Raw genomic sequence first — 10,529 nt, 5'->3', positions numbered from 1 at the left:
CATGCCGACCCCCGCCCACCACCCCTAGCCTGCGAAGAAAGAAGCATCCTGTTTCAGTCCGTTTCACCCCCAGGAGCCCCTCATGAGCGCACTTCCGCAGGAGCGCCGCGTCGTCACCGCCATCCCCGGCCCGAAGTCGCAGGAGCTGCAGGCCCGCCGTCTCGCCACGGTCGCGGGCGGCGTCGGTTCGGTGCTGCCGGTCTTCACGGCCCGCGCGGGCGGCGGCATCATCGAGGACGTCGACGGCAACCGGCTGATCGACTTCGGCTCCGGTATCGCCGTGACGTCGGTCGGCGCCTCCGCCGAGGCTGTCGTACGCCGTGCCTCCGCGCAGCTCGCGGACTTCACGCACACCTGTTTCATGGTCACGCCGTACGAGGGGTACGTCGAGGTCTGCGAGGCCCTCGCGGAGCTCACCCCTGGTGACCACGAGAAGAAGTCGGCCCTGTTCAACTCGGGTGCCGAGGCCGTCGAGAACGCCGTGAAGATCGCCCGCGCGTACACCAGGCGCCAGGCCGTCGTCGTCTTCGACCACGGCTACCACGGCCGTACCAACCTCACGATGGCGCTGACCGCCAAGAACATGCCCTACAAGCACGGCTTCGGCCCGTTCGCCCCCGAGGTGTACCGGGTCCCGGTCGCCTACGGCTACCGCTGGCCGACCGGCCCGGAGAACTGCGGCCCGGAGGCGGCCGCCATGGCCATCGACCAGATCGGCAAGCAGATCGGCGCGGACAACGTCGCCGCGATCATCATCGAGCCGGTGCTCGGCGAGGGCGGCTTCATCGAGCCGGCGAAGGGCTTCCTGCCCGCCCTGCGCCAGTTCGCCTCGGACAACGGCATCGTCTTCGTCGCGGACGAGATCCAGTCCGGCTTCTGCCGCACCGGCCAGTGGTTCGCCTGCGAGGACGAAGGCATCGTCCCCGACCTGATCACCACGGCGAAGGGCATCGCGGGCGGTCTGCCGCTCGCCGCCGTGACCGGCCGCGCCGAGATCATGGACGCGCCCCACGCGGGCGGCCTGGGCGGCACCTACGGCGGCAACCCGGTGGCGTGCGCGGGCGCGCTCGGCGCGATCGAGACGATGAAGGAGCTCGACCTCAACGCCCGCGCGCAGCGTATCGGCGAGATCATGAAGCTCCGGCTGACGGCGATGCAGGACAAGTTCGACGTCATCGGGGAGATCCGGGGACGCGGCGCGATGATCGCTATCGAGCTGGTGAAGGACCGGGGCACCAAGGCTCCGGCCCCGGAGGCGGCCGGCGCGCTGGCGAAGGCGTGCCACGCCGAAGGCCTGCTGGTCCTGACGTGCGGCACCTACGGCAATGTGCTGCGCTTCCTGCCGCCGCTCGTCATCGGTGAGGACCTGCTGAACGAGGGCCTGGACATCATCGAGGGCGCCCTCGCCGGAATCTGAACCTCCGCTGTTGGTGGCGTGACCTGCGGTAACCGGCAGACGGTGTGAAGAAGGTGTGCGAGGGCGATGGCAAGATGCCGTTCGTGCTGTCGCGCCCGCCAGACCCTGCCGTACGGTTCCTGCAGATGAGAGAAACCGGTTCGGAGCCTCCCCAGCCCCGGCCGGGCCGTGCCCTCGCGCACACCACTGGAGCCCATGGCTCCGGAACTCCTCACCGATCGGACGGCCGCGAACCCCAAACCCCCCGGGGCGAGCGGTGCGCCGATCCTGGCGGCCGCCTCGGAACTACCCCCCCTGTTCCGGGGCGGCCGGCTTTCCTCCTCGGGCTCATGGCCGCCGTCGGCGCAATCCTCTGTCTGCTCTTCACACTGGTCACGTGGCAGGTCGTGACCCGTGGGCCGCTGGCGGCGGCCGACGAGCGTCTCGGCATGGCCGTGCTCGGCGGCACTCCGCGCCTGCCGGCCGAACTCCTGGCCGACCTGGGCAATGTGCCGGTGGCGGTGCCGGTGCTCGCGGCCGCCGTCGTGTACGCCGCGCGGCACGCCCGCCACGGCGGGGAGCCCCTGTGGTGGCTGTCCCCGCTGGCGGCGGTCCTCGCCATGGCGGCGGTTCCTTCGGTGGTCGCACCTGTGAAGATGCTGGTGGACCGGCAGGGACCGCTGACCGCCGCGACGGGCTACTACCCGTCGGGCCACACCGCGACCGCCGCGGTGGCCTACCTCGGTGCGGCCCTGCTGCTCTCCCCGTACCTGCCGGGCCGGCGGCTGGTGCCCGCCGCCGTGCTGCTGAGCACGGCCGCGGGCCTCGGCCTGATGCTGTGCGGCTACCACTGGCCGCTGGACGTGGTGGGCAGCTGGTGCCTGTCCGGGTTGTTCCTGCTCCCGCTGTGCGCGGCCCGGTACGTCGTACCGCTGTGCGCCGTGCCGCCGTACGGCGGCGGCCGCGGGTGCAGGTCGTCCAAGTCCCCGGAGAACCTCCGGCCGCCGTACCGGTCCCGGCAGGAACCCCCGGCCTGAGGTCTTACCCGTGCCGGTCGCCCGCCGTTCCCGCACCCGGAGTCCCGCAGGTCCCGCCGGTCTCCCTGGGGCCCACCGCGTTGCGGGCCGCCGCCTCGTGCATGGCCAGTTCGAGCATCGCGGGGTCGTTGAGCGAGCCGGAGCCGTCCGGCGGGACCAGCCAGCGGACGCCGCCGGTGGCCCGCCCGGGGTAGGGCACGACGATCCAGGTGCCGGCACCCGCTCCCCGTACGCCGGTGCCGAACCAGCGCGCCACCGTGCCGGACGGCACGAAGAAGCCCACCCGGGCCTCCCCGAAGTCGGCCAGCACTGGTCCCGGCCGGCCGACCAGCCGGATCAGGACGTCCAGCGTCGGCTGGCCGAGGTCTCCCGGCAGGATGAGCACGTCCCAGGCCAGGCCGGCCGGCAGCAGGGACACCCCCAGCGGATTCCGCTCCCACTCCCGCTTGCAGGCATCGGGGTCCGGGGCCACCGATGCCAGCCACTCCACCGCGTTCTTCACGTCCGAACCGGTCATGTCCGACGCTCCCCCGTTTCCGCGAGTCGGTAATAGGTCTCACAGAGGGAGAGCGGAAAGCGAGGAGATCGTTACGCGGCGTTCGCCCGGCCGTGGCCGCCGGGTGCCCCTCATGGTCGTCTTCCGGTCAGCCGACCGTGCGGATCCGCGGGTCCGCGACCGGCCGCCCGTCGGCCGCCCGTCAGCTGTCGAAGCCGAGCCCGAGCCGGTCCATCGTCCGCAGCCACAGGTTGCGCCGCCCGCCGTGGGCGTCCGCCCGGGCCAGCGACCACTTGGTGAGCCCGATGCCGGCCCAGCGCACCGGCTCGGGCGGGAAGGGCAGCGGCTTGGAGCGGACCATCTCCAGGCGGGTGCGCTCGGTCGGCTCCCCGGAGAGCAGGTCGAGCATGACGTCGGCGCCGAAGCGGGTGGCCCCGACCCCGAGGCCCGTGAACCCTGCGGCGTACGCGACGCGCCCGCGGTGGGCGGTGCCGAAGAACGCGGAGAAGCGCGAGCAGGTGTCGATCGCGCCGCCCCACGCATGGCTGAAACGCACCCCTTCCAGCTGCGGGAAGCAGTGGAAGAAGTGCTCGGCGAGCCGCAGGTAGGTCTCGGGCCGGTGCTCGTGCTCTGCACGGACCCTGCCGCCGTAGGGATAGACGGCGTCGTAGCCGCCCCACAGGATCCGGCGGTCGGCGGTGAGCCGGAAGTAGTGGAACTGGTTGGCGCTGTCGCCCAGTCCCTGCCGGTTCTTCCAGCCCACGGCGGCCAGCTGCCCGTCCGTCAGCGGCTCGGTGGTCAGCGCGTAGTCGTAGACGGGTACGACGAACGGGCGGACCCGGCGGACCAGGGACGGGAAGACGTTGGTGCCGAGCGCGACCTGGCGGGCGCGGATACGCCCGTAGGGGGTGCGCACCAGCATGCCGGGGCCCGCGTCGGTGAGACTCAGGGCCGGGGTGCGCTCGTAGACCCGTACGCCGAGGGAGGCGACCGCGCGCCTCAGGCCCCAGGCGAGCTTCGCCGGGTTCAGCATGGCGACGCCCTCGCGGTCCCAGACACCGCCGAGGAAGGTCGGCGAGTCCACCTGCGCGCGTACCGCGTCCCGGTCGAGGAACTCGCCCGCGTCCAGGCCGAGCGCGGCGGCCTGCGCCTGGAGATCGCGCAGTTCCCCGACCTGGTGCGGTTCGGTGGCCACGTCGATCTCGCCGGTGCGCTCGAAGTCGCAGTCGATGGAGTGGCGGGCGACGGCCGCCTCGATGGCGTCGAGGTTGGCGGCGCCCAGCTCCTCCAGCCTGGGCAGCTCACCGGGCCAGCGGGCCAGTCCGTTGCCCAGGCCGTGGGTGAGGGAGGCGGCGCAGAATCCGCCGTTGCGGCCGGACGCGGCCCAGCCGGTCTCGCGGGCCTCGACGAGGACCACGTCGCGGCCCGGGTCGCGCTCCTTGGCGAGGAGCGCGGTCCACAGTCCGCTGTAGCCCCCGCCGACGACGAGCAGGTCGCAGTGCTCGTCGCCGGCGAGCGCGGGCAGTGCCTCGGGCCTGCCGGGGTCGTCCAGCCAGTAGGGAACGGGCTCGGCGTCCGTCAGGGACGACGCCGCCGTGCGCATGGCTCGCTCTACGGCCATGACCTATCTCTCCCTCAAATGTGTGCCGAACGGCCCTGCGGGGTTGTCCGCCGGGCGCCGGCCGTCAGGCCGCGGCCCGGTTCCGGCGGCGGTTGCCGATGAGCTGGCCCGCCACCACGAGGAGCACGGCGATAACGAACATCGCCGTCCCGATGACATTGATCTGGACCGGCGTACCGCGCTGCGCCGAGCCCCACACGAACATCGGGAAGGTCACCGTGGCGCCCGAGTTGAAGTTCGTGATGATGAAGTCGTCGAAGGACAGCGCGAAGGCGAGCAGCGCGCCGGCCACGATGCCGGGGGCGGCGATCGGCAGGGTGACCCGCACGAAGGTCTGCACGGGACCGGCGTACAGGTCGCGTGCCGCCTCCTCCAGCCGCGGGTCCATCGACAGCACCCGCGCCTTGACGGCGACCACGACGAAGCTGAGGCAGAACATGATGTGGGCGATCAGGATCGTCCAGAAGCCCAGCTGCACGCCCACGTTGAGGAAGAGCGTCAGCAGCGAGGCCGCCATGACCACCTCGGGCATCGCCATCGGCAGGAAGATCAGCGAGTTGATCGCGCCGCGCGCCTTGAAGCGGTAGCGGACCAGTGCGAAGGCGATCATCGTGCCGAGCGCGGTGGCCACCAGCGTCGCCCAGGCGGCGATCTGCAGGCTGAGCGAGAGCGAGCCGCACAGGTCGGCCACTCCGCAGGGATCGGCCCAGGCGTCGGTGGAGAACTCCTGCCAGCGCTCGTTGAACTTGCCCTTGGGCTTGTTGAACGAGAACACGGTGACGACGACGTTGGGCAGGAGCATGTAGGCCAGGGTGGCCAGGCCCGCGATGACGACCAGGTTGCGTCGGAGCCAGGTGAGGGCGCGCATCAGAGAAGGTCCTCCGTTCCGGCGCGGCGGATGTAGAAGGTGACCATCAGCAGGACCACCGCCATGAGGATGAAGGACAGTGCGGCCGCCGTCGGGTAGTCGAGGATCCGGAGGAACTGCGACTGGATGACGCTACCGACCATCTTGGTGTCGGTGGAGCCGAGCAGTTCGGCGTTGACGTAGTCGCCGCTCGCCGGGATGAAGGTGAGCAGGGTTCCGGAGACCACGCCCGGCATGGACAGCGGGAAGGTGACCTTGCGGAAGACGGTGGACGGTGCGGCGTACAGGTCGCGGGCCGCCTCGTGCAGCCGCGGATCGATGCGCTCCAGCGAGGTGTAGAGCGGCAGGATCATGAACGGCAGGAAGTTGTACGTCAGCCCGCAGACCACCGCGAGCGGCGTGGCCAGCACCCGGTCGCCCTCGGTGATGCCCAGCATGCTGGTGACCTCCAGCAGCCCCAGGCTGTTGAGGGCGCCGACGACCGGACCGCTGTCGGCGAGGATCGTCTTCCAGGCCAGGGTGCGGATCAGGAAGCTGGTGAAGAACGGGGCGATCACCAGGACCAGGATCAGATTGCGCCAGCGGCCCGCGCGGAAGGCGATGAGGTACGCCAGCGGGTAGCCCAGCAGCAGGCACAGCAGGGTGGCCGAGCCGGCGTACAGGACCGAGCGCAGGAACTGCGGGTAGTACTCGGTCAGCGCGTCCCAGTAGGTCGCGAAGTGCCAGGTGACCTTGAAGCCCTCTTCGAGGGAGCCGGTCTGCACCGAGGTGGAGGCCTGGTAGACCAGCGGCACGGCGAAGAAGACCAGCAGCCAGAGGATGCCGGGCAGCAGCAGCCAGTAGGGGGTGAGCCGTTTGCGGACGGAGGTCCTGCGCAGCTCAGGAGCGGGGGCCGGCTGCGCGGGCGGCTTGTCGACGAGGGTGGTGCTCACGCGTCCTCCTCGACGGTTTCGACACCCGCGTCGATGTCCTGGGCGGCGTCGAGCCCGAAGGTGTGGGCCGGGTTCCAGTGCAGGACGACCTCGGCGCCGGGCACCAGACGGGTGTCCCGCTCGATGTTCTGCTGGTAGACGGCCAGCTCCGAGCAGGCCGCCGTGTCGACCACGTACTGCGTGGAGACGCCGATGAAGCTGGTGTCCGCGATGCGGCCGCTGATGCGGTTGCGCCCCTCGGGCACGGTGTGCGCGTCGTCGGCGTGCACCAGGGAGATCTTCTCGGGGCGGAAGCCGACCAGGACCTTCTGGCCGATGCCGGTCTGCGCCGCGGTCCGCTCGGCGGGCAGGGACAGCTTCGCGTCCCCGGTCCGCACGATCAGGTCGCCGCCGGACTTGTCGACGACCTCGGCCTCTACGAGGTTGGAGGTGCCGAGGAAGTTCGCGACGAACGTGGTGCGCGGGTTCTCGTAGAGGTCGGCGGGGGCGCCGAGCTGCTCGACCCGGCCGCCGTTCATCACCGCGACGGTGTCGGCCATGGTCATGGCCTCTTCCTGGTCGTGGGTGACGTGCACGAAGGTGATGCCGACCTCGGTCTGGATCCGCTTGAGCTCGAGCTGCATCTGGCGGCGCAGCTTCAGGTCGAGTGCGCCCAGCGGCTCGTCGAGGAGCAGCACCCTGGGGTGGTTGATGAGGGCGCGGGCGACGGCGACGCGCTGCTGCTGGCCGCCGGAGAGCTGGTGCGGCTTCTTCTTCGCCTGGTCGCCGAGCTGGACCAGCTCCAGCATCTCGCCGACCTGCTTGCCGACCGATTTGATGCCGCGCCGGCGCAGGCCGAAGGCGACGTTCTCGGCGACGTCGAGGTGCGGGAAGAGGGCGTAGGACTGGAAGACGGTGTTCACGGGGCGCCGGTGCGGAGGCAGTCCGGTGACGTCCTTGTCACCGAGGTGCACGGTGCCGGTGGTGGGGTCCTCCAGGCCGGCGATCATGCGCAGCGTGGTGGTCTTGCCGCAGCCGGAGGCGCCCAGCAGGGCGAAGAACGAGCCTTCGGGCACGGTCAGGTCGAGGGGGTGGACGGCGTTGAAGGAGCCGTAGGCCTTGCTGATGCCGGTGAGACGGAGATCCCCGCCCTGGTTCTTGTCGGTCATGGGTAGCGGTCCCTGGGGTGAGTCGGGGCTGGAAGGACGCTCAGGCGCCGATGAGTTTGGCGAACTTCTCTTCGTACGCCGTCTCTTCCTTGTTGCTCAGGGAGCGGAAGGCGTGGGACTTGGAAGCCATGGCCTTGTCGGGGACGATCAGTACGTTGTTGCCGAGTTCGGGGTCGATCTTGACCAGCTCGTCCCTGACGCCCTCGACGGGACACACGTAGTTGATCCACGCGGCCACCTCGGCCGCGACGGGAAGCTCGTAGTAGTAGTCGATGAGCCGCTCGGCGTTCGTCTTGTGCCGCGCCTTGTTCGGGATCAGCAGGTTGTCGGACGAGATCATGTAGCCGCTGTCCGGGATGTGGTACCTGATGTCCGGGTTGTCGGCCTGCATGGCGGCGACGTCACCGGCCCAGGCGACGCAGGCCGCGATGTTCCCCTTGTCCAGGTCGTTGATGTAGTCGTTGCCGGTGAAGCGGCGGATCTGCTTCTTGTCGACGGCCTTCTGCAGCCGGGCTATCGCCGCGTCGTAGTCGTCGTCGGTGAACTTCCCCGGGTCCTTGCCCATGTCGAGCAGGGTGAGGCCGACCGTGTCGCGCATCTCGGTGAGGAAGCTGACCCGGCCCTTGAGCGAGCTGTCGTCGAGGAGCTGGGAGACGGAGGTCACCTTCTTGCCGTCCGTCGCCTTGATGTTGTAGGCGATGACGGCCGGAATGCCCTGCCAGGGGTAGGAGTGGGCGCGGCCGGGATCCCAGTCCGGGCTCCGGAACTGCGTCGACAGGTTGGCGAAGGCGTGCGGCAGGTTCGACTGGTCGAGCTTCTGCACCCAGCCGAAGCGGATCAGGCGGGCGGCGAGCCAGTCCGTCACACAGATCAGGTCGCGGCCGGTGTCCTGGCCGGCCGCGAGCTGCGGCTTGATCTTGCCGAAGAACTCGATGTTGTCGTTGATGTCCTCGGTGTACTTGACCTTGATACCGGTGCGCTTCTCGAAGGCCTCCAGTGTCGGCCTGCTCTTGCCGTCGTCGGAGACGTCCATGTACTCGGTCCAGTTGGAGAAGTTCACGGTCTTCTCCTTCTTGGAGTAGTCCGTGGAGTTCTCCGTACCGCCGCTGCTCGCCGCCGGGGGGATTCCGCAGGCGCTCAGCGCGCCGACGCCGCCGACGGCCAGCGCCCCGCCCGTGCCTGCGCGCAGCAGGGAACGGCGGGAGAGGGCGCCCCGCCCGTTGCTCAGACTGCGCCGCATGGCGGCGAGCTGTGCCGGGGACAGCGGTTCGGGCTCGTACTGCTGCATGTGCTGTGCCCTTTCCAGGGTCGCGGGCCGCGGGTCAGGCGGCGGAGGTCACTATCGGTCCCCGAAGATCGTGCGGTGCCAGTCCTTCCTGGCGACCGCGGTGTTGTCGTACATCACGTGCTTGACCTGCGTGTACTCCTCGAAGGAGTACGCGGACATGTCCTTGCCGAAGCCGGAGGCCTTGTAGCCCCCGTGCGGCATTTCGCTGATGATCGGTATGTGGTCGTTGACCCAGACGCAACCCGCCTTGATCTCGCGGGTGGCCCGGCCGGCCCGGTAGACGTCGCGGCTCCAGGCGGAGGCCGCGAGGCCGTACGGGGTGTCGTTGGCGAGTGCTATCCCCTCGTCGTCGCTGTCGAAGGGAAGAACCACGAGGACCGGTCCGAAGAGTTCGGACTGGACGATCTCGCTGTCCTGGGCGGCACCGGTCACGAGGGTGGGCAAATAGTACGCCCCATCCCTTTGCGGTGCCTTTCCACCGGTGACGACGGTGGCGTAGGAGCGGGCCCGGTCGACGAAGCCGGCGACCCGGTCGCGCTGCGTGCGGCTGATGAGCGGGCCGAGGTCGGTGGACGGGTCGAAGGGGTCTCCGAGCCGGACGGTGGCCATGAGGTCGGCGACACCGGCGACGAAGGCATCGTAGAGCGGACGCTGCACATAGGCACGGGTGGCGGCGGTGCAGTCCTGTCCGGTGTTGATGAGCGCGCCGGCGACGGCGCCGTGGACGGCGGCCTCGAGATCGGCGTCGTCGAAGACGACGAAGGGTGCCTTGCCGCCGAGTTCCAGGTGGAGGCGCTTGACGGTGGCGGTGGCGATCTCGGCGACCCGCTTTCCGACGGCGGTGGAGCCGGTGAACGAGGTCATCGCGACGTCGCGGTGCCCGACGAGGCGCTCGCCCGCCTGCACGCCGAGGCCGTTGACGATGTTGACGACACCGTCGGGTATGCCCGCCTCGGCGGCGGCCTGGGCGAACATCAGCGAGGTCAGCGGCGTCGCCTCGGCCGGCTTCAGGACGATCGTGTTCCCTGCGGCGATCGCCGGGAGGATCTTCCACGCGGCCATCTGCAGCGGATAGTTCCACGGCGCGATGGAACCGACGACGCCGACCGGTTCGCGCCGGACGTAGGAGGTGTGGTCCCCGCTGTACTCGCCCGCCGCCTTGCCCTCGAGGTGGCGTGCCGCGCCCGCGAAGAAGGCGGTGTTGTCGACCGTGCCGGGCACGTCGAACTCGGTGGTCAGCCTGATGGGCTTGCCACACTGCAGGCTCTCGGCGGCCGCCAGGTCGCCGGCCTGCTCCGCGAGGACGCCGGCGAGTCGGTGCAGGGCGTCGGAACGCTCGCCGGGAGTGGCGCCGGCCCAGCCGGGCAGCGCCTCCCGGGCCGCCGCGACGGCCGCGTCCACGTCCTGCTCACCGGCCGGCGCGTACGTCCAGACCGGGTCGCCGGTGGCGGGATCCACGACGGTGTGGGTGCGCTCTGAGGTGCCCGCGCGCAGTCGGCCGCCGATGAACTGGGCGCCTTCCGCGAAGCGGTCCCGCGCGCCCTTCGCGACGTCTTGTGCCTGGAAACGGTTGCCCATCGTGATTCTCAGCTCTCCGTGGCTCCGGCTCGGATTGATTGCCGATCCTGACAGAGCAATGCCACTCCAACAAGTGATTCCGTTGTTGCCTTTTGGTTACGCGACGAATTCGGTCGCAGGGCCTTGACCGTGTGCCGCTCCGGGGGCGTTATTTCCATACGGAAT

At 70.1% G+C, this 10,529-nt stretch carries 9 protein-coding genes; 2 read left to right on the top strand and 7 right to left on the bottom strand.

All coding sequences use genetic code 11. The features are described from left to right. Positions 1-82: 82 nt before the first annotated feature. Positions 83-1,417, top strand: coding sequence for a 4-aminobutyrate--2-oxoglutarate transaminase (gabT, locus tag GUY61_RS06505; protein WP_166629091.1), 1,335 nt, complete (start codon positions 83-85; stop codon positions 1,415-1,417). Between the two features lie 329 nt (positions 1,418-1,746). Then, positions 1,747-2,433, top strand: coding sequence for a phosphatase PAP2 family protein (locus GUY61_RS06500; RefSeq protein WP_313896541.1), 687 nt, complete (start codon positions 1,747-1,749; stop codon positions 2,431-2,433). A 4-nt stretch (positions 2,434-2,437) separates the two neighbouring features. On the opposite strand, the gene GUY61_RS06495 is transcribed toward GUY61_RS06500, so the two are convergent. From GUY61_RS06495 to GUY61_RS06465, 7 genes are all read right to left on the bottom strand, one after another. Then, positions 2,438-2,950: a hypothetical protein gene (locus GUY61_RS06495; RefSeq protein ID WP_166629090.1), complete on the bottom strand. Its 513-nt coding sequence runs from the start codon at positions 2,948-2,950 to the stop codon at positions 2,438-2,440. Between the two features lie 181 nt (positions 2,951-3,131). Continuing rightward, complete coding sequence (locus GUY61_RS06490; RefSeq protein ID WP_243766223.1) at positions 3,132-4,550, bottom strand: FAD-binding oxidoreductase; 1,419 nt, start codon at positions 4,548-4,550, stop codon at positions 3,132-3,134. A gap of 64 nt (positions 4,551-4,614) precedes the next feature. Next, positions 4,615-5,418 carry an ABC transporter permease gene (locus tag GUY61_RS06485; RefSeq protein WP_166629089.1) on the bottom strand — a complete coding sequence of 268 codons (804 nt, stop codon included), beginning with the start codon at positions 5,416-5,418 and terminating at the stop codon, positions 4,615-4,617. Then, positions 5,418-6,350 carry an ABC transporter permease gene (locus GUY61_RS06480; protein ID WP_166629088.1) on the bottom strand — a complete coding sequence of 311 codons (933 nt, stop codon included), beginning with the start codon at positions 6,348-6,350 and terminating at the stop codon, positions 5,418-5,420. Before GUY61_RS06480 ends, GUY61_RS06485 begins: the two co-directional genes overlap by 1 nt. Then, on the bottom strand, positions 6,347-7,498 hold the full coding sequence (locus tag GUY61_RS06475) for an ABC transporter ATP-binding protein (protein ID WP_166629087.1): 1,152 nt from the start codon (positions 7,496-7,498) through the stop codon (positions 6,347-6,349). The genes GUY61_RS06480 and GUY61_RS06475 overlap by 4 nt, the downstream gene beginning before the upstream one ends. A gap of 40 nt (positions 7,499-7,538) precedes the next feature. Next, positions 7,539-8,786: a PotD/PotF family extracellular solute-binding protein gene (locus GUY61_RS06470; protein WP_166629086.1), complete on the bottom strand. Its 1,248-nt coding sequence runs from the start codon at positions 8,784-8,786 to the stop codon at positions 7,539-7,541. Positions 8,787-8,837: 51 nt separating this feature from the next. Next, positions 8,838-10,364 (bottom strand): gamma-aminobutyraldehyde dehydrogenase, encoded by a 1,527-nt coding sequence (locus GUY61_RS06465; RefSeq protein WP_166629085.1) that lies wholly within the window; start codon positions 10,362-10,364, stop codon positions 8,838-8,840. Between the last annotated feature and the right edge of the window lie 165 nt (positions 10,365-10,529).

The sequence above is a fragment of the Streptomyces sp. GC420 genome, from assembly GCF_009916105.1.
Taxonomy (GTDB): Bacteria; Actinomycetota; Actinomycetes; order Streptomycetales; family Streptomycetaceae; genus Streptomyces.
Note: the sequence above shows the minus strand (reverse complement) of the source record. Positions and strands in the feature narration are given on the sequence as shown.